Source organism: Veillonella sp., assembly GCF_018381775.1.
GTDB lineage: Bacteria > Bacillota > Negativicutes > Veillonellales > Veillonellaceae > Veillonella.
On record NZ_JAGZRH010000005.1, the window covers coordinates 123,594 to 149,316 of the forward strand.

26 protein-coding genes are annotated in these 25,723 nt (G+C 38.8%); 25 read left to right on the forward strand and 1 reads right to left on the reverse strand.

All coding sequences use genetic code 11. The features are described from left to right. Position 1 precedes the first annotated feature (1 nt). The 21 genes from tatC (at position 2) to pyrR (ending at position 20,893) form a co-directional block, all read left to right on the forward strand. Complete coding sequence (tatC, locus tag KH109_RS04690; protein ID WP_295216310.1) at positions 2 to 892, forward strand: twin-arginine translocase subunit TatC; 891 nt, start codon at positions 2 to 4, stop codon at positions 890 to 892. Between the two features lie 21 nt (positions 893 to 913). Continuing rightward, positions 914 to 3,571 (forward strand): valine--tRNA ligase, encoded by a 2,658-nt coding sequence (locus KH109_RS04695; RefSeq protein WP_295216314.1) that lies wholly within the window; start codon positions 914 to 916, stop codon positions 3,569 to 3,571. A 12-nt stretch (positions 3,572 to 3,583) separates the two neighbouring features. Then, positions 3,584 to 4,891: a folylpolyglutamate synthase/dihydrofolate synthase family protein gene (locus KH109_RS04700; protein WP_119208525.1), complete on the forward strand. Its 1,308-nt coding sequence runs from the start codon at positions 3,584 to 3,586 to the stop codon at positions 4,889 to 4,891. Positions 4,892 to 4,900: 9 nt separating this feature from the next. Then, the gene (locus tag KH109_RS04705; protein ID WP_119208523.1) at positions 4,901 to 6,139 is read left to right on the forward strand and encodes an O-antigen ligase family protein; all 1,239 of its coding nucleotides are present in this window, start codon (positions 4,901 to 4,903) and stop codon (positions 6,137 to 6,139) included. Positions 6,140 to 6,659: 520 nt separating this feature from the next. Continuing rightward, positions 6,660 to 8,165: an acetyl-CoA hydrolase/transferase family protein gene (locus KH109_RS04710; protein WP_039969068.1), complete on the forward strand. Its 1,506-nt coding sequence runs from the start codon at positions 6,660 to 6,662 to the stop codon at positions 8,163 to 8,165. Positions 8,166 to 8,193: 28 nt separating this feature from the next. Then, a complete protein-coding gene (locus KH109_RS04715) occupies positions 8,194 to 9,840 on the forward strand; it encodes a methylmalonyl-CoA mutase family protein (RefSeq protein ID WP_005386006.1) in 1,647 nt (548 codons plus the stop codon). Positions 9,841 to 9,868: 28 nt separating this feature from the next. Beyond that, complete coding sequence (locus KH109_RS04720; RefSeq protein WP_060923999.1) at positions 9,869 to 10,264, forward strand: cobalamin B12-binding domain-containing protein; 396 nt, start codon at positions 9,869 to 9,871, stop codon at positions 10,262 to 10,264. Positions 10,265 to 10,342: 78 nt separating this feature from the next. Further along, on the forward strand, positions 10,343 to 11,281 hold the full coding sequence (gene meaB, locus KH109_RS04725; RefSeq protein ID WP_060923998.1) for a methylmalonyl Co-A mutase-associated GTPase MeaB: 939 nt from the start codon (positions 10,343 to 10,345) through the stop codon (positions 11,279 to 11,281). Between the two features lie 51 nt (positions 11,282 to 11,332). Beyond that, positions 11,333 to 11,755 carry a methylmalonyl-CoA epimerase gene (gene mce, locus KH109_RS04730; protein ID WP_060923997.1) on the forward strand — a complete coding sequence of 141 codons (423 nt, stop codon included), beginning with the start codon at positions 11,333 to 11,335 and terminating at the stop codon, positions 11,753 to 11,755. Between the two features lie 151 nt (positions 11,756 to 11,906). Continuing rightward, positions 11,907 to 13,436 carry a carboxyl transferase domain-containing protein gene (locus KH109_RS04735; RefSeq protein ID WP_105085914.1) on the forward strand — a complete coding sequence of 510 codons (1,530 nt, stop codon included), beginning with the start codon at positions 11,907 to 11,909 and terminating at the stop codon, positions 13,434 to 13,436. Between the two features lie 73 nt (positions 13,437 to 13,509). Next, on the forward strand, positions 13,510 to 13,854 hold the full coding sequence (locus tag KH109_RS04740) for an OadG family protein (protein WP_105085913.1): 345 nt from the start codon (positions 13,510 to 13,512) through the stop codon (positions 13,852 to 13,854). 23 nt (positions 13,855 to 13,877) lie between these two features. Then, positions 13,878 to 14,045 carry a hypothetical protein gene (locus KH109_RS04745; protein WP_004696483.1) on the forward strand — a complete coding sequence of 56 codons (168 nt, stop codon included), beginning with the start codon at positions 13,878 to 13,880 and terminating at the stop codon, positions 14,043 to 14,045. A 101-nt stretch (positions 14,046 to 14,146) separates the two neighbouring features. Further along, a complete protein-coding gene (locus KH109_RS04750) occupies positions 14,147 to 14,530 on the forward strand; it encodes a biotin/lipoyl-containing protein (protein WP_005377346.1) in 384 nt (127 codons plus the stop codon). A gap of 70 nt (positions 14,531 to 14,600) precedes the next feature. Next, positions 14,601 to 15,722, forward strand: coding sequence for a sodium ion-translocating decarboxylase subunit beta (locus KH109_RS04755; protein WP_105094080.1), 1,122 nt, complete (start codon positions 14,601 to 14,603; stop codon positions 15,720 to 15,722). A 192-nt stretch (positions 15,723 to 15,914) separates the two neighbouring features. Next, a complete protein-coding gene (locus KH109_RS04760; RefSeq protein WP_005377387.1) occupies positions 15,915 to 16,172 on the forward strand; it encodes a hypothetical protein in 258 nt (85 codons plus the stop codon). Positions 16,173 to 16,210: 38 nt separating this feature from the next. Beyond that, positions 16,211 to 17,509 (forward strand): SLC13 family permease, encoded by a 1,299-nt coding sequence (locus KH109_RS04765; protein WP_156719028.1) that lies wholly within the window; start codon positions 16,211 to 16,213, stop codon positions 17,507 to 17,509. Positions 17,510 to 17,749: 240 nt separating this feature from the next. After that, the gene (locus KH109_RS04770) at positions 17,750 to 18,013 is read left to right on the forward strand and encodes a SemiSWEET family transporter (protein ID WP_004696474.1); all 264 of its coding nucleotides are present in this window, start codon (positions 17,750 to 17,752) and stop codon (positions 18,011 to 18,013) included. A 490-nt stretch (positions 18,014 to 18,503) separates the two neighbouring features. Beyond that, on the forward strand, positions 18,504 to 18,668 hold the full coding sequence (locus tag KH109_RS04775) for a 4Fe-4S binding protein (protein WP_005386021.1): 165 nt from the start codon (positions 18,504 to 18,506) through the stop codon (positions 18,666 to 18,668). A gap of 107 nt (positions 18,669 to 18,775) precedes the next feature. Further along, positions 18,776 to 19,216, forward strand: coding sequence for a signal peptidase II (lspA, locus tag KH109_RS04780; RefSeq protein WP_213466897.1), 441 nt, complete (start codon positions 18,776 to 18,778; stop codon positions 19,214 to 19,216). Between the two features lie 63 nt (positions 19,217 to 19,279). Next, positions 19,280 to 20,203 (forward strand): RluA family pseudouridine synthase, encoded by a 924-nt coding sequence (locus tag KH109_RS04785; protein WP_213466896.1) that lies wholly within the window; start codon positions 19,280 to 19,282, stop codon positions 20,201 to 20,203. Between the two features lie 168 nt (positions 20,204 to 20,371). Next, the gene (gene pyrR, locus KH109_RS04790; RefSeq protein ID WP_156720047.1) at positions 20,372 to 20,893 is read left to right on the forward strand and encodes a bifunctional pyr operon transcriptional regulator/uracil phosphoribosyltransferase PyrR; all 522 of its coding nucleotides are present in this window, start codon (positions 20,372 to 20,374) and stop codon (positions 20,891 to 20,893) included. Positions 20,894 to 21,005: 112 nt separating this feature from the next. On the opposite strand, the gene KH109_RS04795 is transcribed toward pyrR, so the two are convergent. Further along, a complete protein-coding gene (locus KH109_RS04795; RefSeq protein ID WP_295216329.1) occupies positions 21,006 to 22,199 on the reverse strand; it encodes a nucleotidyltransferase family protein in 1,194 nt (397 codons plus the stop codon). A 184-nt stretch (positions 22,200 to 22,383) separates the two neighbouring features. Between KH109_RS04795 and KH109_RS04800 the strand changes: the two genes are divergently transcribed. The 4 genes from KH109_RS04800 to KH109_RS04815 all read left to right on the forward strand — a co-directional run bounded on the left by KH109_RS04800 (position 22,384) and on the right by KH109_RS04815 (position 25,603). Continuing rightward, entirely contained in the window at positions 22,384 to 22,950 is a 567-nt protein-coding gene (locus tag KH109_RS04800; RefSeq protein ID WP_005386026.1) for a hypothetical protein, read from the forward strand. A gap of 3 nt (positions 22,951 to 22,953) precedes the next feature. Further along, positions 22,954 to 24,159, forward strand: coding sequence for an acetate kinase (locus tag KH109_RS04805; protein WP_105089434.1), 1,206 nt, complete (start codon positions 22,954 to 22,956; stop codon positions 24,157 to 24,159). A gap of 151 nt (positions 24,160 to 24,310) precedes the next feature. Continuing rightward, entirely contained in the window at positions 24,311 to 24,934 is a 624-nt protein-coding gene (locus KH109_RS04810) for a hypothetical protein (protein ID WP_295216333.1), read from the forward strand. 102 nt (positions 24,935 to 25,036) lie between these two features. Then, positions 25,037 to 25,603 carry a Maf family protein gene (locus KH109_RS04815; RefSeq protein ID WP_295216336.1) on the forward strand — a complete coding sequence of 189 codons (567 nt, stop codon included), beginning with the start codon at positions 25,037 to 25,039 and terminating at the stop codon, positions 25,601 to 25,603. Positions 25,604 to 25,723 lie beyond the last annotated feature (120 nt).

Below are 25,723 nucleotides of genomic sequence, written 5' to 3' on the forward strand. Positions count from 1 at the left end.
TATGGAACCATTCGAACCAAAACCGGACTTCGAATATCCCATACAAAAACCTTCTTTTGATAGTGTAGTTCGTCAAAAACGTCGCGAAGCAGAGTTAAAGGCTGAGCAAGAACGGTATAAGGTGGCAAATCAACGCGTTCCTGAGGAACCTGAGGACGAGCCAATTTATACTGAAATGGAACAGAAAATGATGGACGAGGCGAGGGAAATATCCCTTGTAGGCCATCTATCTGAATTGCGAAAGCGCCTTATTATAATGGCTGTTGCAGTAGTCATAGGAACATGTATTTCTTATTATTATGTAGACTTCTTATTGGAAATACTCCTAAAGCCAGCTGGTAAGCTCTATTATATGAAACCGACTGAGGCCTTCTTTACCTATATGAAGGTATCCATAGTAGGTGGTCTTATTATAGGAGCGCCTATTATATTGCATCAAATCTGGCTATTTGTTAAGCCCGCCCTTACGGTGCGAGAAAAACAGCTATCTAACTGGATTTTACCAGTTGCAATAGGCCTATTTGGCATAGGTATTGTGTTTTCTTATTTCCTTGTACTACCAGCAGCCGTTAAGTTCTTTATGGGCTTTGCTACAGACGAATTACAACCGTTATTTTCCATCGGTCAGTACATGGACTTTGTATTGTCCTTTGTATTACCCTTTGGATTTATCTTTGAGTTGCCGTTGATTTTAATCATCTTGGGATATTTCAACTTAATTACATCACGTTTTTTAAAAACGAAACGTAAGATATTTATTCTTATATCCTTTATCATAGGTGCTGTCATTTCACCAACACCGGATATGTTCTCTCAAACGATGATTGCATTACCTATGATATTGCTATATGAAACGAGCCTATTTGTATTGGCTAAGATTATGAAGCGCTAAGGAGTTTATTTAGGAGGAACGATGAAAACCTACGAAAATTTAACCACTTATAACCCCGGTGAAATAGAAGGGAAATGGTATTCTTATTGGGAAAACCAAGGGTACTTTCACGAAGAAGTAGACACAAATAAAGAGCCATTTAGTATCGTGTTGCCGCCTCCTAATGTAACTGGTATGTTGCATATGGGCCATGCTTTAGATAATACATTGCAAGATATCCTCATCCGTTTCAAACGCATGCAAGGTTACAATGTATTGTGGATGCCTGGTACTGACCATGCTGGTATTGCTACTCAAATCAAAGTAGAAGAGATGCTCGCTAAAGAAGAGGGGAAATCTCGCTATGATTTAGGCCGTGAAAAATTTGTAGAACGCGTATGGGAATGGAAAAAAGAATACGGTGATACTATCGTAAAACAAATCCGTAGCCTAGGCGCATCTTGTGACTGGTCTCGCGAACGTTTTACATTGGATGAAGGATACTATCATGCTGTGCGCGAAGTATTCGTAAGCCTTTATGAAAAAGGATTAATCTATCGCGGTGAACGCATTATCAACTGGTGTCCTCGTTGTGCCACTGCTTTATCTGATGTTGAAGTTGAACATGAAGACGAACATGGCCATTTATGGCATATTAAATATCCTGTAAAAGGTGAAGATAATCGTTTTGTTGTTGTTGCTACCACACGTCCAGAAACAATGTTCGGTGACGTGGCAGTAGCAGTAAATCCTGATGATGATCGTTATAAAGACCTCATCGGCAAAACATTGATTTTACCATTTGTTAATCGAGAAATTCTTGTAATTGCCGATGACTATGTAGATGCTAGCTTCGGTACAGGCTGTGTAAAAATTACGCCTGCTCATGACCCTAATGACTTTGAAATGGGCCAACGTCATAATTTGGAATCCATCGTTGTTATGAACAATGATGCGACAATGAATGAAGGTGCTGGCAAGTTCAATGGCATGACTCGTGAAGAAGCTCGTAAACAAGTTGTAGCTGAACTCAAAGAACTAGGCTTACTTGAAAAAATCGATGATCATGACCATGCAGTAGGTCATTGTTCTCGTTGTAACACAATTATTGAGCCAATGGTATCTAAACAATGGTTCGTAGATATGAAACCATTAGCAGAGCCAGCTCTTAAAGTCGTTAAAGATCACGAAGTAGAGTTTGTTCCTGAACGTTTTACAAAAACTTATGTAAACTGGCTTGAAAACATCCGCGACTGGACGATTTCCCGTCAATTGTGGTGGGGCCATCGTATTCCTGCATGGTACTGCGATGAATGCGGCGAAACAATCGTTAGTCGTGACGATATTACGGAATGTCCTCATTGCCACGGTCATGTTACACAAGATCCAGACGTTCTTGATACATGGTTCAGTTCTGGCTTGTGGCCATTTGCTACAATGGGGTGGCCTGAGCAAACTCCTGAGCTTAAACAATGGTATCCAACAAGTGTTCTTGTAACTGGCTACGATATCATCTTCTTCTGGGTTGCTCGTATGATCTTTATGGCTCTTGAGTTCGAACATGAAATTCCATTTAAACATGTATTTATTCATGGTCTTGTTCGTGATAGCCAAGGTCGTAAAATGAGTAAATCCTTGGGCAATGGTATTAATCCTCTTGAAGTTATCGACCAATATGGTGCCGATGCATTGCGCTTTACTCTTGTTACTGGTAACACACCAGGTAATGATATGCGCTTCTATATGGAACGTGTTGAGGCTAATCGTAACTTTGCCAATAAGATTTGGAATGCATCCAAATTTGTATTGATGAATCTTACAAATTATGATGAAAGCTTCGTTCCAACTGCAGATGATTTGACATTAGCAGACCAATGGATTGTTCAAAAATATAACGAAACAGTACAAAGTGTAACGTCTAATCTCGATAAATTCGAGTTGGGTGAAGCTGCAAGTTCTGTATATGATTTCATTTGGAACACATACTGTGACTGGTATATTGAGTTAGCTAAACCTCGTTTATACAACGATGGTAATGAACGTGATCGTCGTACAGTTCAATATTTACTTGTAACAATCTTGCGTCACATGCTTGAATTGTTACATCCATTTATGCCGTTCGTAACAGAACACATTTGGCAACACTTGCCTCATGAAGGGGATAGCATTGTTGTTGCAAAATGGCCTGAAGCATTGAAGTTTGATAATCTTGAAGGTGCAGCACGTCAAATGGAAGTTATGATGGATGCTATCAAAGGTATTCGCAATATGCGTGCTGAAATGAATGTGCCTTTAGGTAAAAAAGCTGAGGTTATTGTGGCGCCAACAGATGAAGCATTGGCTCAAACTGTAGCAGGTCATAGCGATTACTTCGTAACATTAGCTTGGGCTGAGAAGGTAACTATTCTTGGTGACGATGATCCAAAACCAGAAAATGCAACTGTAACAGTTGTAAATGGTATGGAAGTATACCTCTTGCTTAAAGACTTAATTGACGGCGAAAAAGAAAGAGAGCGTATTGCAAAGGAAAAAATCCAAATGGAAAAAGAAATTTCCCGTTTGGAAGGCAAATTGTCTAACCAAGGCTTCCTAGCAAAAGCTCCAGAAGCTGTAGTAGCAAAAGAAAAAGAAAAGTTAGAAGAATATAAACAAAAACAACAAGCGTTATTGGAACGTGAAGCGTTCCTTGAAACCTTATAATAGGAGGTTTATATGACATATCAAGAGGCCTTAGCCTATTTAGAACAGGCATCTTCATTCGGTATTAAGCCTGGCCTTGAACGAATTACAGCGCTTATGGAAGCCCTTGGGAATCCACAAGATGACTATAAGATTGTTCATGTAACAGGCACGAATGGTAAGGGCTCGGTTACCTCATATATTTCCTACGCACTGTTTACAAGTGGACTACGGGTGGGGCGATTTACATCGCCTCACCTTCAATCCTATACGGAGCGAATTCAAATCAATGATGGAAATATAACAGAGGAAGCCTTCGGTAATCTAATTAGTCGTGTAAAAGTGGCAGTTGATACTATCATTACTAACGGCATAGAAGCGCCAACGCAATTTGAAATTTTGACGGCTGCTGCCTTTTTGTTCTTCAAAGAACAAGATGTGGACTATGCGGTGGTGGAAGTTGGTTTAGGTGGATTACTAGATTCTACTAATATCGTGACACCAAAGGTATCGGTTATTACTAATGTAACAATAGACCATCAAGCGTATTGTGGTGATACTGTTGAGGAAATTGCGCGTCATAAGGCAGGGATTATTAAATCTAAAGTTCCTGTTGTAACGGCTGCACAGGATGCACCGCTTCGTATAATTGAAGAGGTAGCTAAAGAGAAGCATGCTAAAGTATATGCTTTCAATAAAGACTTTGGTATAGATAGCCGTAGTGCTGTAACTGGTGGCCAAATGATTACGGTTAGTACTAATGATGCCGCTCCTGCAATGTTGTTTACGACAATGGCAGGCATTCACCAATCTGTCAATCTTGCGTGTGCATTAATGGCTGTACGGTTACTGATGAAAGAAGATACTAACATCAGTGAAGAAACGATGCGTGAAGGATTTGCTCGCACTACGTGGGCAGGTCGATTTGAAGTTAAACGAGGCTTGGATCGCACCTTTATCTTTGATGGTGCTCATAATGCGGCAGGTGCTGAATCTTTCAGTATGACCTATGCTGAATTATTTAAGGACACTCCAAAAACGATTGTGATGGCAATTCTGAAAGATAAAAATCAAGATGCTATTATCCGCGAAGTTGTTAAGGCAGGCGATACGGTTCTAGTTGTACCAGCTCCAACAGATAGAACTGAAGTGCCAGAGGTTTTGGTTGAGAAAATACGTCACATCGTTCCAAAAGCTATAGCGCAAACAGCAGATTCTGTTGAAGACGCATTGGCTTTAGCATATAAACATACAAAAACTGGTGATATTATCACTGTTTGTGGTTCTTTATATATTTTAGGAGATGCTCGTCAGTGGTTTAACCATGAGATGAGTCACTAAGGTGAGCCTATGGAACTCTCACTTATTCCTAATCAGAAGAGAATTACATTTTATATTGAACGTTTAATTTATGGCGTTGTTGTGGCCATGCCTTTGCAACCAATGGTGGGTGATGTGCTCCTTTGGCTAGCGATAGGCCTTGCACTATATGATTTAATATCTAGTAAATCTTTGAGTTTACCAACAGGCTATTTATCGTGGTCTGTTATGATCTTTGTGGTATGGACTGGCATATCTTCTATAGTGTCAGAAAATTGGGATTGGTCAATTCAAAGTTGGTTTTATCAAATTGTGGCTAGTGGGGGTATGTATTATTTAGTTCGTACATACATTCAAACGCCTAAACAGTGGAACTATTTTCTTCGTGCCTTGCTAGGTACTGCTGTTCTAGTGTGTATTATAGGTGCTTATCAATATGTGTTTGTTCCTAATATACATATAAAAGAGTGGGTAGATGCGGCACAGTTCCCTAAATTGATGCGTCGCATGTCGTCTACATTACAAAATCCTAATTTATTGGGTGCCTATCTATTGATGGTACTCAGTGTATGTATCAGTTATATCTTGGTATATATGAAGGAAAATCGTACGCGCGAAGTTATTTCAATGCTAATTATAGGTATTATATTATTCTTAACGATGCTATTAACCTATTCTCGGGGAATTTGGATTAGCTTCGGAGCGATGATTTTGTACTGGGCAATCTTTGTGGAGCGAAGATTATTTTTATCCCTATTAGCAGTGCCAATAATTTTATATTTTTATGATGGTGAAATAGCTTCAAGGTTGTGGTCTATATTCCAAGGTCACGATACGTCAGCTGATCTTCGATGGGCCTTATGGGATAGTACTATGTATATCGTACGAGAAAATCCTATCTTTGGTATTGGGTGGAATACATTTTATTTAGTATATCCAGATTATAATTACTATATTCAAGGACCTCACATCTTGATGTATCATGCTCATAATTTATACCTTAATATGTTAGCTGAAACAGGTATTCCAGGATTGCTATCATTCCTAGCAGTTATCGTAGGTCATGTTATTACATCTATAAGACTTAAAGGCGATATATTCCGTCAAGCTGCACAAATAGGTGTAGGTGCTTTGGCTATAGGTGTTTTATTTAGTGGCTTATCTGATTTTGAGCTATACAGTCATCAAGTGACTATTGTATTTTGGCAATTGTTTGGCTGGGTAGGGGCCTTTGTAAAAGTTCAACTGTCTGCTGATAAATCTGCATAATTGTCATATCTTGTATAATTAGCATGTTTTATGGTAGATATATAATTTCATAATATGGTATAATTAATACATACCTTGGGTAGGTACGTATTAAGTAGTATAACCGGTTTTCTAATGTTAGACATAATTGAACATTATCGTTGGCATTTGAAAGCCGGTTTTTTGTATATCATTGTATCTTTATAGGGAGGTGTATGGTCTAGTTCTTGTATATGAGATGTTGTTTTGTATTGAAAAGTGTCTATATATTGTATAGAGAGAGTTCGATTTAATTGAAAAACATCAATATATGCCATAAATCGATAATTCCTGTGAGTTATAGCGATGTGAATAAAACTTATGTGAATATATGAAAATCTATGCATTTTAATCATAATGCACCCATAAAGTGTGATGAAAAATACATTTTAGTCATATAAGTTGACAATACGTTGGATGTGGACTACGATGAAGTCGGTTTAAGGAACGACCAAGAGATCAAACTGTCGTTTATACAATGTTACTCTTAAAGGAGATGGTAATGGTGATAGACATCAAAGACCGCGTTAAATGTGCGGCCCTCCAAGGTAAAATTGTCACTGCTTATGATGCAGCTCTTTTGATTAACCCTAACGATAAAGTTGGTATTTCCGGCTTTACTCCATCTGGTTATGCAAAAGCAGTGCCATTGGCATTGGCAGAAAGAATGGAAAAAGAACCATTCAAAATTGATTTGTGGACAGGTGCTTCCGTAGGTGATGAAGCTGATGGCGCGTTAACTCGTGCTAACGGTATCAATCGTCGTTTCCCATATCAAACAAATGGGGATACACGTAAAGCCTTAAATAGCGGTGCTGTTAAATACATCGATATGCATTTAAGCACAATGGCACAAAATGTTCGCTATGGTTTCTTTGGCGATTTAGACGTAGCTATCGTAGAAGTTTGTCAAATCAACGAAGATGGCTCTTTAGTACCTACAACATCTGTTGGTAACTCTCCAACATTTGTTAGTCAAGCTAAAAAGGTTATCGTAGAAGTAAACGTATCCCAACCACTTTCCTTGGTAGGTATGCATGATATCTATGAACCACTCGATCCACCACATCGTAAACCAATTCCATTGGAAACACCTGGTGATCGTATTGGTACTGAAGCAATTCCTTGTGACCCAAGTAAAATTGTTGCAGTTGTACCTTGTGATGTTCCTGATACAACAAGACCTTTGGCACCTATCGATGATGATGCAAAAGCAATGAGTCAACACCTTATCAAATTCTTCGAACAAGAAATTGCAGAAGGTCGTTTACCTAAAAACTTGCTTCCATTACAATCTGGTGTAGGTTCTGTGGCAAATGCTGTAATCAGTGGTCTTGCTAAAGGCCCATTCACAGATTTGTCCATCTATACAGAAGTAATCCAAGATGGTATGTTCGACTTGATCGATGCTGGTAAAGTAACTGTATGTTCTGGTACTGCATTAAGTCCTTCTCCAGATGGGTTGAAACGTTTCTATGCGAATATTGATGAATATCGTAAAAAAATCATTCTTCGCCCACAAGAAATTTCCAACAACCCTGGTATTGCTCGCCGTATTGGTGTCATTGCCATGAATACCGCTATCGAATTTGATATTTTTGGCAATGTAAACTCTACTCATATTATGGGTAGCAAAATGATGAATGGTGTTGGTGGTTCTGGTGACTTTGCACGTAGTGCTTATCTCACTATTTTCTGCACTAACTCCGTTGCTAAAAATGGCGACATCAGTTCTATCGTTCCATATGTATCTCATGTGGATCACCCAGAACATGACACTATGATTTTCTGTACAGAACAAGGTGTTGCTGACTGCCGTGGTTTGAGCCCAGTGGAAAGAGCTCGTTTGATCATTGAAAAATGTGCTCACCCAGACTACAAACCTATGTTAACTGAATACCTAGAAAAAGCATTAGCTGCAACAAAGAATGCCCATACACCTATGTTGCTTGATGAAGCTCTTTCTTGGCATAAACGCTTCACAGAAACTGGAAGCATGAAAAAATAACCTGTTTTTTTAGGAGGATGATGAAAACATGGCTTACGAAAACTTAAAAGCCCAAATTGCTGAGTACAACAAACTTTGTGACGAAAAAAGTGCAAAAACTCCAGAACGTCAAAATTTAAAATACAACCGTGTATATACACCAGTTGATATCGAAGGTTTTGACTATGAACGTGATTTGGGTATGCCTGGCGAATTCCCTTATACTCGTGGCGTACAACCTACTATGTACCGTGGTCGTTTCTGGACAATGCGTATGTATGCAGGCTTCGCTACAGCAGAAGAATCTAACAAACGTTACCGCTACCTAATCGAGTCTGGTGCAACTGGTCTTTCCTGTGCATTCGACTTACCTACACAAATTGGTTATGACTCCGACGATGCAGTTGCAGAAGGCGAAGTTGGTAAAGTAGGTGTAGCGATTGACTCCTTGGCAGATATGGAAATCTTGTTCGACGGCATCGATCTTGGTAAAGTATCCACATCCATGACAATCAACGCTCCAGCATCCGTTTTGTTGGCAATGTACATCGCAGTAGCTGAAAAACAAGGCGTACCTTCCACAGAATTGAAAGGTACAATTCAAAATGATATTTTGAAAGAATACGCAGCTCGTGGTACTTACATTTTCCCACCAAAACCATCCATGCGTTTGATTACTAATATCTTCGAATATTGTTCTCAAAATGTTCCAAAATGGAACACAATCTCCATCTCCGGTTACCATATCCGTGAAGCAGGTTCCACAGCAGCTCAAGAAATCGCATTCACAATTGCTGATGGTATCGCATACGTAGAAGCAGCTTTGAAAGCTGGTCTTGATGTTGATACATTCGCTGGTCGTCTTTCCTTCTTCTGGAATGCTCATAACAACGTACTTGAAGAAGTTGCTAAATTCCGTGCATCCCGCCGTTTATGGGCAACAATCATGAAAGAACGTTTTGGTGCTAAAAAACCAAAATCCATGATGCTTCGTGTACATACTCAAACAGCTGGTTCCATGTTGACTGCACAACAAGTTGATAACAACATCGTTCGTGTTGCTCTTCAAACTGCAGCTGCTGTAATGGGCGGTACTCAATCCTTACATACAAACTCCCGTGACGAAGCGTTGGCTCTTCCTACAGAAGCATCTGTACAAGTAGCTCTTCGTACACAACAAATCGTGGCTTACGAATCTGGTTTGGCTGACGTAGTTGACCCATTGGGCGGTTCCTACTATGTAGAAGCTATGACTAACGCTATCTATGACGAAGCTATGGCATACATCAAGAAAATTGATGAAATGGGCGGCGCTGTAGTAGCAATCGAAAAAGGCTACATCCAAAAAGAAATTCAAGAATCCGCTTACAAATGGCAAATGGAAGTTGAATCTGGCTTGCGCACAATCGTTGGCGTAAACAAATTCCAAGTTGAAGAAGAAGCTCCAAAAGACTTACTTCGCGTAGATGCTTCCGTTGGTGTTAACCAATCCAAGAAAACTCAAGCAGTTCGCGCTAACCGCGATCAAGCAGCAGTTGATAAAGCATTAGCAGCTCTTAAAGCTGGTGCAGCTGATGAAAACGTTAACTTGATGCCATTAATTCTTGATGCAGTTAAAACATATGCTACTTTGGGTGAAATTTGTAATGTATTGCGCGAAGTATTCGGTGAATACGAAGCTCATTCCACATTATAATATCGGCTAATTTCGGAGGTAATTAATCATGGCAGAAAAACGTATTAGAGTAATCGTAGCAAAACCAGGTCTTGATGGTCATGACCGTGGTGCAAAAGTAGTAGCACGCGCACTTCGCGATGCTGGTTTCGAAGTAATCTACACTGGTCTTCGTCAAACTCCAGAACAAATCGTAGAAGCAGCTCTTTCTGAAGACGTTAATGTAGTTGCATTATCCCTTCTTTCCGGTGCTCATAACACATTGTTCCCTAAAATTGTTGAACTTTTGAAAGAAAAAGGCATGGGCGATGTACTTGTAATCGGTGGTGGCGTTATTCCTGACGCTGATATCCCTGGCTTGAAAAAAGCTGGCGTAGCAGCAGTATTCACACCTGGTACACCAACTGGCGATATCGTTAAATTCATCAACGAAAACGTTAAATAATTAATTGGGCAAGAGAGGGGTTCAACTGAATAGTTGACTCCCCTCTATTCCCATATTTTAAGATAGGTGGTGAGGCGAGTGGATTTAGTTAAAGAACTTTTTGAAGGTTCCCGACTAGCCTTAGCACGGTCCATAACAGCTGTAGAAAACGAGTATGAAAATGCCATTGATATTATGAAGGCAATTTACCCTAAAACAGGGAATGCACGTATTCTCGGTATTACAGGGGCCCCTGGTGCTGGTAAAAGTACTTTGACTGATAAAGTTGTTAAACATTATCTAGATCAAGGTAAAAAAATCGGCATCGTTGCCATCGACCCAACAAGCCCATTCTCTGGTGGTGCTATCTTGGGGGACCGTATTCGAATGAATGATTTGACATTAAATGAAAATGTATTTATTCGAAGCATGGGCACGCGTGGTAGTCTTGGTGGTTTATCCAAAAAGACTGCGGACGTTGTAAAACTCATGGATGCCTTTGGCATGGATTTAGTAATCATTGAAACAGTAGGTGTAGGTCAATCCGAAGTAGATATCGTTAAAAATGCAGATACTACACTGGTTGTACTTGTTCCTGGTCTCGGTGATGATATCCAAGCTATCAAAGCAGGTATTCTTGAAATTGGCGATGTATTTGCTATCAATAAAGCTGACCGAGATGGTTGTGATCGTTTGAATGTAGAAATTGAAATGATGCTTGACCTAGACTCTCGTGAAGTAAAATGGCGCCCACCAATTAAGCGCACAATTGCTAGCAAGGACCAAGGCGTAGATGAACTCATCGACGCTTTAGATGAACATTTTGAGTATCTTGAAGATTCTGGTGAATTGGAATCTCGTCGGGCAGAACGTACTCGTGATGAAATCATCGCAATGATTAATGAACAAATTGGTCGTTATGTAGCTGATAAAATTGTTACAAGCGACGAATTTAATAGCCAAGTGGCAGCTGTTAACGAACGCGAAAGCGATCCATACACAGTTGTTAACGGCGTAATGACAAGCGTGCTAAAGTAGACGGCGACTACATAGCATTAGAGATTTAGCCTTGAAAAGGAGATAATCGAAATGGCTTTTAAAGTATTACAAGTGGATCACATCGGTATTGGTGTTAATGATTTAGCAGCAACTAAAGAATTCTATAAAAATGCATTGGGTATTCAACATCTTCCAGAAGATGAAGTGGTTGAAGAACAAAAAGTAAAAGTATCCTTCTTCCCATGTGGCGATGCTGAACTTGAATTCTTAGAAACTACAACTCCAGATGGCCCTATCGGTAAATTCATCGAAAAAAATGGCGGTCGTGATGGTATCCAACACGTTGCATTGCGCGTTGATAATATTGAAAATGCTATTGCTGATTTGATGGCTAAAGGCGTTCGTATGATTGACGAAAAACCTCGTTACGGTGCAGGCGGTTCCTCTATTGCTTTCTTACATCCAAAAGCAACAGGTGGCGTATTGCTTGAATTATGTCAACGTATGAAATAATACAGTATCCAATTCACATCATTATGTATGAGTAATAGATATACATATTCATATAATCACTAGTTATATATTAAATATGTATGCATGCTTGAACTTTAATTATTTATGAAATAAAATGATACTGTAACAAGTTTTATTTGGAGGTGCTATAATGGCAACAGTGCAAGAAAAAATCGAGTTATTGCACGAAAAACTAGCTAAAGTTAAAGCTGGTGGCGGTGAAAAACGCGTTGAGAAACAACATGCTCAAGGCAAAATGACTGCTCGTGAACGTTTGGCTAAATTATTCGATGATAACTCTTTCGTTGAACTTGATCAATTTGTTAAACATCGTTGTGTTAACTTCGGTCAAGAAAAGAAAGAATTACCAGGCGAAGGTGTAGTAACTGGTTATGGTACTATTGACGGTCGTTTAGTATATGCATTTGCACAAGACTTCACTGTAGAAGGTGGTTCTCTTGGTGAAATGCATGCTGCTAAAATCGTTAAAGTACAACGTTTAGCAATGAAAATGGGTGCTCCTATCGTTGGTATCAATGATTCCGGCGGTGCTCGTATTCAAGAAGCAGTAGATGCGCTTGCTGGTTACGGTAAAATTTTCTTTGAAAATACAAATGCATCTGGCGTTATTCCACAAATTTCCGTAATCATGGGCCCATGTGCAGGTGGTGCTGTATATTCTCCAGCATTAACTGACTTCATCTACATGGTTAAAAACACATCTCAAATGTTCATCACTGGTCCTGCAGTTATCAAATCTGTAACTGGTGAAGAAGTAACAGCTGAAGACCTTGGTGGCGCAATGGCTCACAACTCTGTGTCTGGTGTTGCTCACTTTGCAGCTGAAGATGAAGATGATTGCATCGCTCAAATTCGCTACTTATTAGGCTTCTTGCCATCCAATAATATGGAAGATGCTCCATTAGTAGATACTGGCGATGATCCAACTCGCGAAGACGAAGGCTTGAACAGCTTGTTGCCTGATAACAGTAACATGCCATACGACATGAAAGATGTTATCGCAGCTACTGTAGATAATGGTGAATACTATGAAGTACAACCATTCTATGCTACAAATATTATTACTTGTTTCGCACGTTTTGACGGTCAATCCGTTGGTATCATTGCTAACCAACCAAAAGTAATGGCTGGTTGCTTGGACATCAATGCATCCGACAAATCTTCCCGTTTCATCCGTTTCTGTGATGCTTTCAATATTCCAATCGTTAACTTTGTTGACGTTCCTGGTTTCTTGCCTGGCACAAATCAAGAATGGGGCGGTATCATTCGTCATGGTGCTAAAATGTTGTATGCTTACTCTGAAGCTACAGTACCAAAAATTACTGTTATCACTCGTAAAGCATACGGCGGTTCTTACCTCGCTATGTGTTCCCAAGATTTGGGCGCTGACCAAGTATACGCTTGGCCTACATCCGAAATCGCTGTAATGGGTCCTGCTGGTGCAGCTAACATTATCTTCAAGAAAGACGAAGATAAAGATGCTAAAACAGCTAAATACGTAGAAGAGTTCGCAACTCCATACAAAGCTGCAGAACGTGGCTTCGTAGACGTTGTAATCGAACCAAAACAAACTCGTCCAGCAGTTATCAACGCTTTGGCAATGCTTGCAAGCAAACGCGAAAACCGTGCTCCAAAGAAACATGGTAATATTCCATTATAATTCGTTTCGATAACAAGAACATCGAATTTGGGAGATACCTTTCTTTACTAATTTTTTAGAAAGGGGAATGATTATGGAAGGACAAGCAGTTACTACCAATCCTTGGTTAATCATGGCCATTAATATGACAGTTGTATTTGTTGTGTTGATTCTTTTAGGTGTTTTAATGACAATTGTTCATTTGATTGACCCTACTAAGAAGAAAAAAGAAGTACCAGCAAGTGCACCTGTTGCGGCTCCAGCAGCTACTCCAGTGGCTGCACCAAGTGCATCTGCTCAAAATGAGGATGAAGTAGTAGCAGCTATCGTAGGTGCCATTGTGGCGATGGGGTATTCATCTGAACAAATTGCATCTATTCGACCTACAGCAACCAGCGCTAAATGGCGCTTGGAAGGTCGTTTAAGCGGTAGAGGTTAATAAAATTTTAGGAGGCATTTGTAATGAGCAATGCTACAACAACTAACGGTAAAGCTCCATCTCAAGATGTAGTAGCAGTAATCGTTGGTGCATTAGCGGCAATGGGTTATTCCGCTGATCAAATCGCGCATATCCGTCCAATCGTAAGCTATAATTGGAAAATGGAAGGCCGTTTGCGTGGTAATCGATAAGATTATAGGCTAATTTGATAATTCAATAGATTATCTAATTTATATGTGTAAAAGAAATTTATAAGTATTGTGTAGACATACACATTTTGGAGGAATTTAAAATGAAAAAATTCAACGTTACAGTAAATGGCACAGCATATGATGTAGAAGTTAATGAAGTAAAAGCAGCAGCTCCTGCAGCGGCTCCTAAAGCAGCTCCAGCAGCAGCTCCTAAAGCAGCTCCTGCACCAGCTCCAGCTCCAGCTGCAGCAGCAGCTCCAGTTCCAGCAGGTGCTGAAACTGTAAAAGCTCCAATGCCTGGTAAAATCTTATCTGTAGCAGTATCCGCTGGTCAAGCAGTTAAAAAAGGCGAAACTTTGTTGATTCTTGAAGCTATGAAAATGCAAAACGAAATCGCAGCTCCTCATGATGCTGTAGTTGCAGAAGTTCGCGTAGCTGCTAACCAAACTGTATCCACTGGCGATGACATGGTTGTTCTTGGTTAATACCAAGTTGTGTATGACGCGGCTAGTCCGCGTCGTATAACAATTTTATATTTGTGAAAGGGGAACGCATATGGAGGCTTTTGCTGTTGCGATTCAATCCGTTATAACTGATAGCGGGTTCCTCGCATTTACAACAGGCAATGCTATTATGATTCTTGTAGGTTTGATCCTATTGTACTTGGCATTTGCTAAAGAGTTTGAACCATTATTGTTGGGTCCGATTGCGTTTGGTTGTGTACTTGCTAATATTCCTCGTAATGGCTTCGAAGAAGGCGTTATGGCTCTTATTAGTGCAGGTATCTCTCAAGAAATCTTCCCACCTTTAATTTTCCTTGGTGTAGGTGCAATGACTGACTTTGGTCCACTCATTGCTAATCCTAAAACATTGCTTTTAGGTGCTGCTGCTCAAATCGGCGTATTCGTTGCTTTAGGTGGCGCAATGATGCTTGGCTTCACAGCTCAAGAAGCGGCTGCTATCGGTATCATCGGTGGTGCTGACGGTCCTACATCCATTTATTTAGCTACTAAGCTAGCTCCTCATTTATTAGGTGCAATCGCGGTTGCCGCATATTCCTATATGTCCTTGGTACCGTTGATTCAACCACCTGTAATGAAATTATTCACTACGCAAAAAGAACGCGAAATTGTTATGGAACAATTGCGTGAAGTTACACGTTTTGAAAAAATCGTATTCCCAATTATTTCTACGATCTTCATTTCCTTATTGCTTCCTTCCATTACATCCCTTTTAGGTATGTTGATGTTAGGTAACTTGTTCCGTGAATCTGGCGTAACTGATCGTTTGTCCGATACATCTCAAAATGCTTTGATCAATACTGTTACTATCTTCTTAGCAACTGGTACTGGTTTAACAATGAGTGCGGAACACTTCTTAAGCGTGCAAACACTCCTTATCATTTGCTTAGGTTTAGTTGCATTCATCGGTGGTACTGCTGGTGGCGTATTATTCGGTAAATTGATGAGCTTAGTAGATGGTGGTAAAACAAATCCACTTATTGGTTCTGCTGGTGTATCCGCGGTTCCAATGGCGGCTCGCGTATCTCAAGTTGTAGGTGCGAAAGCTAACCCAGCTAACTTCTTGCTCATGCATGCTATGGGTCCAAACGTAGCTGGCGTTATCGGTACAGCAGTAGCAGCAGGTACAATGCTTGCTATGTTGTCCAACCACTAGTAATTTAATAATTATTCACCAAGGTGTGCCTAATTAGGTACACCTATTGGTGAATATAAAAACCCTTCAAATCTATGTATTCATGCATAAATAGGGTATATTTGCAATAAATGCTTTTCAGATCGGTCATTAGGTGATACAAGCATTCACACAATAACCTTCTAGTGCTTTAAATTTAGTAGAGGTGGTCACTTGTTATCTGTAGAATTAAAAATACTGATTTGTTTTATCTGGGCATTTATTGTATTTTTTATTACGGCACTGATTATCGGTGTTGAAGGCAAAGCTAAATGGTTTCAACGCAGAACTAAATATACTTGGTTTAATCGCCGAGGATTTTTAGGTGAAACCTTATTCTTTGGGTATCCTAAAACAAGAGAGGGATATGGGATTACTTTTTTGATGGCTTCCGCCATTGGTATCGTAGGTTATATTTTATACCTCTTATAACTATATCAGTGCATTTCTCTGAAGGGAGATGATGATGTATGGGTACTGCAGAACAAACCTTAATCGTCCTCGCAGTCATGGCTGTTTTATTTGTTACGGAAATTATTCCTTTAGCTATTACTTCTTTAGGCGGCGCTATTACACTTGGCCTTATGGGTATTATTACTCCTAAGGTTGTATTCTCTGGTTTATCTGATAGTACAGTTGTGTTGTTTGCTGGCATGTTCGTTGTTGGTGCAGCATTGTTCTACACTGGTTTGGCTCAAAAAATTGGGGAAACAGTAGTATCTCATGCTGGTACTAGCGAAAATGGCTTAATGCTAGCAATCATGGTTGTTACAGCAACTATGTCCGCATTCTTATCTAACACTGGTACTACAGCTGCTTTACTTCCTGTAGTTGTTGGTATCTGTGCTGTTGCTAAGATTCCTGCATCTCGCCAATTGATGCCTTTAGCATTCGCTGCAGGTATTGGTGGTATCATTACAATGGTTGGTACACCTCCAAACATTATTGTAAGTGGTACATTAACTAAATTTGGTGAACAACCATTTGGTTTCTTTGAATTTGCTTGGATCGGTATTCCTTTGACTGTCGCAACTATCGCATTTATGATGCTTATTGGTAAACATTTATTGCCTAAGCATGAAATTCAAGATGCTGGCGACGTTGAACAAGAAGTAGCTGCTGAAGATATTTCTAACGATCCTAAGAAACAATTATACTCTGGTCTTATTCTTTTAGGCGTAATCATTGCTATGATTTTAGGTGACTTCCTAAAAGGTTATGGTATCAACTTACCATTGAGCATGGTTGCAGTTATTGGCGCAATGCTTTGCGTATTAACTGGTTGCTTGAACGAAAAACAAGCTTACACATCTATTGACTGGGTAACAATCTTCTTATTCGCTGGTATGATGCCAGTAGCAACTGCACTTGATCAATCTGGTGCAGGCAAAATGATTGCTAATGCAGTAATCGGTGTTATGGGTTCTGACCCTAGCCCTTACTTTGCAACAGCAGTATTATTCGCATTGTCTTGTGTTATGACTCAATTTATGTCTAACACAGCATCTTGCGCATTATTGGCTCCTATCGGTATCTCCATTGCTCAAGGTATGGGCGCTGACCCTCATGCTGTATTGATGGCTATCGGCGTTGCTGCATCTTGTGCATTCGGTACACCTGTAGGTACACCTCCAAATACATTAGTACTTGGCCCTGGTCAATACAAATTTACAGACTATGTAAAAGCCGGCGTTCCATTGATTTTAGTTTGCTTCGTAGTAAGCTTAATTATCATTCCAATGGTATGGCCATTCTTCCCTGGTAAATAATAGGGGATAGGTTACTCTACTATACAAGCACACACGAGGTCGAATCGTAAGATTCGGCCTCGTTTTTTATGATTTTAGCCTATATGATTTTAATATAGATTACATATAAGTGTAATCAAAAGCAATATGAATTAAACTAATTTGCATGATTAATTTTACACAATTGACTACATCGAAAAAAATATGATATAGTATATTGTGTAAGATATAATAATGTAATGTTGAATAAGGAGTTCATCTATGACAAAAGAAAGATTTAACATGTTAGTTGGTTCTATTGGTGCATTTATTGGTGTATTTGTATTTTTAGCCTATATCCCACAAATAATTGCTAATCTTCATGGTCAACCTAGTCAACCATGGCAACCATTATTTGCAGCAGTATCCTGTTTGATCTGGGTATTATATGGTTGGACAAAATCACCTAAACGTGATTATATTTTAATCGTACCAAACCTTGCAGGCGTTATTTTAGGTACACTAACATTCTTAACATCTTTCTAAGTGCTATAAGAAAAAAATAGTATTATTGTTATATAGTGAATAATAGTAAAGATATTACTTTACTTTATAAATATAAATGAGGTCGAATCGTATGATTCGGCCTTTTTTAGAGTGAAGTTTATATGTTAGATTAAAATATAGATAAGCGTTAAATCTGTTGTAATAAAAAAATAGTTTTTATGATAATAAATATTGATAATTAAATTCCTATTATAATGATTAGGATTTTATAAAATTGATAATTACAACATTCTCATTTGTTGAATATCATATTCAATTAATTAAATGAAAAGTAATATCAAAATACCTATAAACATAGGCTTTGTATGATAAAAATGAAAAAGTAATATGCAAAAATATATACAGTTTTTTATCATTTTCATTTGACTTTCAAAAAGAACTGTGTGATAATGAGAACATAAGTTGAGGCAAGTGCCTTTCTAAATGATAATAAAAAGTTCTGATCTATATTTTTATGGAGGTCCTAATTATGAGAGTTATTGCTGATGGTTGCATTAAATGTGGTTCTTGCGCATCTGTTTGCCCAGTTTCTGCTATTTCTGAAGGCGAAACTAAATATGAAATCAACGATACTTGCATCGATTGCGGTTCTTGCGAATCCGTTTGCCCAGTATCTGTAATTTCCGCTGAGTAATCACAAATTAAATCGCCCCTCATTGAGGGGCTTTTTATTTTGCCTAAATTTGGTTAACTTAGTATAATAGGACTATTAAGATATATATTATAGTAAGGGAGTACATCTTGTTTTATATTATACTAATCCTATGGTTACTATTAGATCAATGGACTAAATATTACATAATGAATCATTTTATGTTAGGGGAGTCTTTACCAGTTATTCCTAATGTATTTCATTTAACATATATTATTAATCGCGGTGCTGCGTTCGGTATGCTAGCTAATCAGCGATGGTTCTTCTTATTGGTAGCGGTTATTTTGCTAGGTGCTTGTGCGTATTATTGGAAGCGCTTGTCAAAAGGTCCGTGGACGTTGCAGATTGGATCTGCTTTATTAGTATCTGGCGCCATTGGTAATGGTATCGATCGTTACATGCTTCATGGCGTTGTTGATTTTTTTGATTTCCGTATATGGCCTATTTTTAATGTTGCTGATATTGGTATCTGTGTTGGCGTAGCTTTAGTAGTCTACTATTTATTTACATTAAAAGATGATGATAAATGATTAATTAATATATGATGATAAATATTAATTAAATATGATACTTAACTCATAGAGAGGTAGAGGATGAACGAATATATTGTAAGTGCTGAGCAAGACGGCATGAGACTAGATGTGTTTTTAACTGAACAAATGGAAGGGTCTCGTAGCTATATTCAAAGCTTAATAAAAGGTGGTCACGTTACTGTTGGTAATAAGATTGGTAAGGCAAATCTTAGACTTACACCAAATACTGTGATTCATGTAGAGGTACCAGAGCCTGAATCGGTAGAGGTAAAGGCGGAAGATATTCCTTTAGATGTATTGTACGAAGATCATGATATTATCATTGTAAATAAGCCACGTGGTATGGTTGTTCATCCTGCAGTGGGCAATTATTCTGGCACACTTGTGAATGCATTGTTATATCATTGCAAAGATTTATCTGGTATTAATGGTGAAATAAGACCTGGTATTGTCCATCGCTTAGATAAGGATACATCCGGTGTTATGATGGCTGCCAAGAATGATGCAGCTCATATTGGGCTAGCGGAGCAGGTAAAAGAGCATTCGGCTAAACGGACGTACTTAGCTTTGGTACAAGGTAATATTGTAGAAGAGAAGGGCACAATTAAGGCTCCTATTGGAAGACATCCAAAGGATCGTATGAAAATGGCTGTTGTCTTTGAAAATAGTAAGGATGCAGTCACTCACTTTACTGTTGTTGAACGTTTTGGCCATCAAACGTTGGTGGAATGTAATTTAGAGACTGGTCGAACACATCAAATTCGTGTTCATTTTGCTCATATTGGACATCCTGTCGTTAATGATCCATTCTATGGTTACCGTCGTATGGATTTCCCTATTGAAGGGCAAGCATTACATTCTAAATCTCTAGATGTAAAACATCCTATTACAGGTGAAAGTATGCATTTTGAGGCGCCTCTTCCAGATGACTTCAAAGCATGTATAGAGTTTGCTAAAACATATCGAGAAGATAAGCGTAAATAAGCGAAAAAATGAAAAGAAATCAAACGAAATGTAAAGAAACGTAGACAAACGTAGACAAACGTAAATACATGCAAATGAAATAACTGCCTTATATTGTGGTTTACTAAATAATCTTCTAACTATATTTGTAAAGGGGCATAGAGAACTCTGTGCTATAAGGGCGTATATATGGAAAAGAAACGCTTATTGATGGATCAAGATGCTATTATGCGCGCGATTCGTCGTATTAGTCACGAAATCCTAGAACGTAATAAAGGCTTATCTAATGCTCTTATTGTAGGCATTGAACGACGTGGTGTTATTTTGGCAAAACGTTTGCAGGCCGAAATCGAACGCATTGAAGGTATTCGTATTGAATGTGAATCACTCAATGTTGCTATGTATCGTGATGATCGTGATGCTCGCCAAAAAGAAGGCGAACCATGTACGATTGATACTACAGAGAAAACAATTATCCTCGTTGATGATGTGCTTTACACAGGACGCACCATTCGTGCAGCTTTAAATGCATTGATGACATCTGGTAGACCTAAATCAATTCAGTTAGCAGTTCTCGTGGATCGTGGCCACCGTGAATTGCCAATTCGTGCAGATTATGTAGGTAAAAATATTCCTACGTCACATCTTGAAAGTGTACGCGTTGCCGTTGCTGATTTAGATGGTGAAGAAGGGGTTACAATACAGGAATAACCTGTATTGTAACCCCTTCTTTTTGTTTGCTTAAATTTATCTAGATAAATTAAGCTCTGTTCGTTTTTTTATCTCAATCTAAATCTAAACATATATGACAAAGTTAAGTTATTTATTTAATATATTGTGGTGTATATGTATAGTCTGTATGGCCTATACGGTTAGCTTCATTATGGAAACATAAGGCTTGTATATCTGTCGCTAGCGTATCTATATGATGCATAGATTTTCCAAGATTATTGAGCTGAGTAGGTGCTTTAGCCCATTTTTGAATGAGTGGAATGTCATGTTTAGTTCTCAGCCATTGACGTCCTCTGTCGTTAAAGGCTAGTAATCTAGCGTATTGAGGACCGTCTTGCATAGCGATATTTATCAAGTCTTTCGTAATGCCTAATGTAAGATATGCACCCATGCGCTGTAAACGGGCGTAGGTGTAGCGCTTGGATTTTATTTGCTCAATGGCAGATTCCCATGAAGGCTGTTGTGCTGCTTTTAACCACAAGTGTTCAATACCTTCAGTAAAATCAACAAAACGCTCTAATTCATTGATATTCATGCGGCGACTCAACATATGTACCATATTGTAATATCTATTGTAGTCGACATAGTCATCATTTGTGATTCTATGCGTCATATCAGCTAGAATTGGTGTTGGAATAGTACTTTGAAGCGTTGAACACATATCTAAGGGATTAGCAGTAGTGATGAGATGACGCAATGCCGTACCGGATGGTAACTCTTCATTGAAATTGTGATTGTGGTGATCAGATGTACGCTGAATAGGAATATATTCTAAGTTTGGATAATATTTTATTGCAGCACGGATATATTCAAGTCCTAATAAGGCATTAGGTGTGCTAAGTGATTCGGAGCCTAGCGCTTTACGGAAGGCTGTACCATAGGACATGCCTTCATTTAAATAATTGCGTAATTCATTTTGGGTGCTTTCACAATCCATACGCTTAGCCGTATGAATGAGTTGATTTAAATCAGTTGTTTCAGAACCAAAAGAAAGCGTATCAATGGATAAAGCCTTAATTAAACGAACCGCACCTGTCCCAAAAAGTTGCGCACTGCCTAAGGAATAGAGTGTAGGGAGTTCGATAACAACATCTGCACCGCCAAGCATGGCCCAACGCGCGCGATAGAATTTTGAGAAAAGGGCTGGTTCGCCACGTTGTACAAAGGAGCCACTCATAATGCAGATGCGCAATACATCAGGGTATTTTGTAGCTAATGTATGTAGTTGATGTGCATGACCATTGTGAAATGGATTGTATTCGCAAATAATACCGATGGTTTTCATAGTGACTCCTTTCATTAGTGTTAGTGTAACAAAGCATAGAAAGACTGTAAATAAATTTTGAACTTAAGAGGCCGTATAGTAAAGAAATAGATGTAAAAAATGTGTGTAAAACTAAAGTTTTTTGTAGATTTTATTTGTTCTATAGGCTATAATTAACTGTAAATGCTGAATTGATGTGAGGTATATGATGAAACAAAATTGGAAACGTACATTACAAGGGGCTCTGCTCGGTGCTGCGCTACTAGCAATGGCGGGATGTGGCTCTACAAATGTAATGGATACATATAGTTTTGGCCATCAAGTTATCCGTGCTGGTCAATCTGAAATTACCATTGCTTTGCCTTATGAAATGGGTAAAAGCACAAAAAATATGTCTGATGATGGGTATCCAATTGACATTTATGGATCTGTTACAGACCATATGGTGATTGAGGTTGAGGCTTTGCGTGCCGGTGAAAATAAACCATTGCCAACGGTGGATGAGTATGTTAACCGCAGCAAATCTGAGTTTACTAAAATTGGCGGCACCATCAAAGAAGAGTCTGTAGCTTTAGAAGGCGCGTCTGCTAAAAAGCTTGATGTGACTTATACAACTCAAGGGCAAACATTTAGATTTTCTCAATACGTATTCTTAGATCATGGCGTATTGTGGAATATAGTCTACCAATATCCTGAAAAGGATCAGGTAGGTGCTGATATCAGCAAAGAAATTCAAAACAAGATTCAAGTTACACAACAGAAAGAGGGTTAATCGATGAACGTATTAGTAGTTAACTGCGGTAGTTCTTCCTTGAAATATCAATTACTTGATATGACAACTGAAACAGAATTGGCAAAAGGTCTTTTTGAGAAGATTGGTGATCAAGACGCTATCTTCACTCATAAACGTCCTAACGCAGATAAATTGGAACGCGTTGAACCAATTTTGAATCATAAAGAAGCTCTTCGTATTTTACTTGATATTTTAGTTGATGCTGAATATGGTGTAATTAAGTCTATGGACGAAATCGACGCTGTTGGTCACCGTGTAGTACATGGCGGTGAAAAATTCGCTGACTCCGTATTGATCACTCCAGCTGTTATGGAAGCATTAGAAGAATGCTGCTCATTGGCTCCATTGCATAACCCACCAAACATTCAAGGTATCGAAGCTTGCCAAGCTATCATGCCTAACGTACCACAAGTTGCTGTATTCGATACTGCATTCCACCAAACAATGCCTAAAGAAGCTTACATGTATGCGCTTCCTTACGAATACTATGAAGATTATGGCATCCGTCGTTACGGTTTCCATGGTACATCCCACAAATATGTTGCACAACGTTGCGCTGAATTGATGGGCAAACACATGTCTGATCTTCGCATCATCACATGTCACTTAGGTAATGGTTCTTCCGTATCCGCTATTAAAGGTGGTCGCTCCATCGATACTACAATGGGCTTTACTCCATTGTCTGGTTTGATCATGGGTACTCGTACTGGTGATATTGACCCAGCTATCGTTCCATTCTTGATGAACAAAACTGGCATGAACTACGATGAAGTAGACGCTATTATGAATAAAAAATCCGGTGTACTTGGTATTTCCGGTGTGTCCAATGACTTCCGTGTTATCGAAGAAGCAGCATCTAATGGTAACAAACGTGCTCAATTAGCATTGAACATGTTCCATTACAAAGTTCGCCGCGTAATTGGTGCATTCGCAGCAGTTATGGGTGGCGTTGATGCTATCGTATTCACAGCTGGTATCGGTGAAAACGGTATCGGTAACCGTGATGCAATCTGCAACGGTTTAGAATACTTAGGCACTCGCATTGACTCTGAACGCAACAACATCCGCGGTAAAGAACAAGAAATCAGTGCTGAAGGCTCCAAAGTTAAAATCTTCGTAATCCCTACAAACGAAGAAATCATGATTGCTCGCGATACTCAACGTATTACAGCATCCTTGAAAAAATAATATAGTTCGTATCTGAACTAGGTGACTAATAGAGTCATAAAACCCCGTCTATATCATAGATATAGGCGGGGTTTTTGTAGTTTTTATACTTAGAATACCTTATAATAGAATGTATAGTTATAAAGTAGTAGTTCTTTTAAAGGGGTAACATATGACAGTATTATATGAAGAAAAATCTCAGCGTGCTAAAAGTGCAGAGTGGCTAGTATTATGTTTTGTTATTCTATTATTATGTGGTGTTGGCTACACTACATATCGTAGTATTAACTTGCATACTATTTTAATAGCAGAATATTTTATTGAAATTATGGCTATCATCGTAATTGTTAAACAAGCTGTTAGTCGATATACCTATATTTTGACAGATACAAAATTAGTAATTGAAGAAGCTTCTGTATTTAGAAAGCGCCATTTTGAGGTAGATTACGATATGATTGATGGCGTATTTAAGTTTGAACGTGAATTATTGACAAATATTAAATATCGATATAAATATAGAAAATGTTCAACTTCTGATCCACGTCCTATTTGGTCTCTAGTATATGCGATTGTAAAGGGTGATAAGGTTCAAAATGGTCGCCTTTTATTGAAAGCAGATGATAAATTTTTTGACATCTTAGAGGAACATGTGCCAGGTCGTATCCGTGTGCCTCAAGCGGACATTGTGTTTTATGCTGCAGTCCGTGCTGATGCGGTAAAACATGGCGAAGATGTACAAGAGTACTATAAAAAGTTAACAACACCGGAAAAGGATGGACCTGATATTCTTGTTTAATTTACAGATATTTTCTAATTTATATTATCTAAATTAGTTGGAATGGTTTTATTTATAAAACGGTGAAATTAACTAAAATTCATATACTATAAAGGAGTGCAAATGGCTGGATTATATTTGGCGAGCCAATCACCACGAAGAACTGAATTATTAACACAAGTTGGTATTGATCATATTGTTGTATCAAGTGCCTATGAAGAGGCTAATAAGGGTTATGATGATCCTATTGAAATGGTGAAAGAACAAGCTTTAGGTAAGGCTCGTGCGGCTGTAGGCGTACCTGAAGGGAGCATCGTACTAGGTGCTGATACGATTGTCGTATTAGACAATCAAGTGCTAGGTAAACCTCATGATGAATCTGAGGCTCGTCATATGCTAGAGCGTTTATCAGGCCAAGTTCATTCTGTAATTACTGGTGTAGCCTTGCTTATTAAAGGTCAAGAAATAGTTTTTCATAATGAAACAAAGGTATATTTTAAAAAATTAGCTCCTTTTGAAATAGAATCCTATATTGCTAGTGGCGAACCTATGGACAAAGCTGGCGCCTATGGCATACAAGGTAAAGGTGCTTTATGGGTAGAGAAGATAGAAGGCTCTTATACCAATGTTGTAGGATTACCTGTTGAACATGTATACGATGAATTGTGTAAAGCATTAGGTGCTAAATAATACTATCATTTGATGGCGATGGTGCTATAATCGGCTGTGCTGTGCTGTGCTGTGCTGTGCTGTGCTGTGCTGTGCTGTGCTGTGCTGTGCTGTGCTGTGCTGTGCTGTGCTGTGCTGTGC